At 66.2% G+C, this 586-nt stretch carries 1 protein-coding gene; it reads left to right on the forward strand.

Annotated features, from left to right (window positions below):
- Positions 1-586, forward strand: a 586-nt coding sequence (locus EN750_RS38055; RefSeq protein WP_189526852.1) for a strawberry notch C-terminal domain-containing protein, incomplete at both ends; no start/stop codon positions are given.

Here is a 586-nt window from a genome sequence, read left to right on the forward strand (position 1 = left end):
GCCTTTCCACGAAGAAGATGGCAATCCGGTTCAATGCCGCGAGGCCGTTCGCCGGCGCGACGAGATGGTCGAAAAACTCGCATCGCTGCCGCCGGTCGGCAGCGCGCTCGACCAGATCATCCACCACTTTGGCACCGACACCGTCGCCGAGGTGACCGGCCGGTCGCGCCGCATCGTGAAGAAGACCGGCCGAGACGGCATCGACCGGCTGGCCGTGGAAAACCGCCCTGGCTTGGCCAATCTCGCCGAGACCCAGAGTTTTATGAATGACGACAAGAGCGTCTTGGTCTTTTCGGACGCTGGCGGCACCGGGCGCTCCTACCACGCCGATCTCGGCGTGAAGAACCAGCGCCTACGCAAGCACTATCTGCTCGAAGCAGGCTGGCGCGCCGACAATGCCATCCAGGGCCTCGGACGGACCCCCCGCACAAATCAGAAGCAACCGCCGCTGTTCCGGCCCATGGCCGCGAACGTGAAGGCCGGCAAGCGCTTCCTGTCGACGATCGCCAGACGGCTCGACACGCTGGGCGCGATCACGCGTGGCCAGCGCCAGACCGGCGGGGCAGGGCTGTTCCGTGCCGAGGAC

This window comes from Mesorhizobium sp. M7A.F.Ca.ET.027.03.2.1 (assembly GCF_003999175.1).
Taxonomy (GTDB): Bacteria; Pseudomonadota; Alphaproteobacteria; order Rhizobiales; family Rhizobiaceae; genus Mesorhizobium.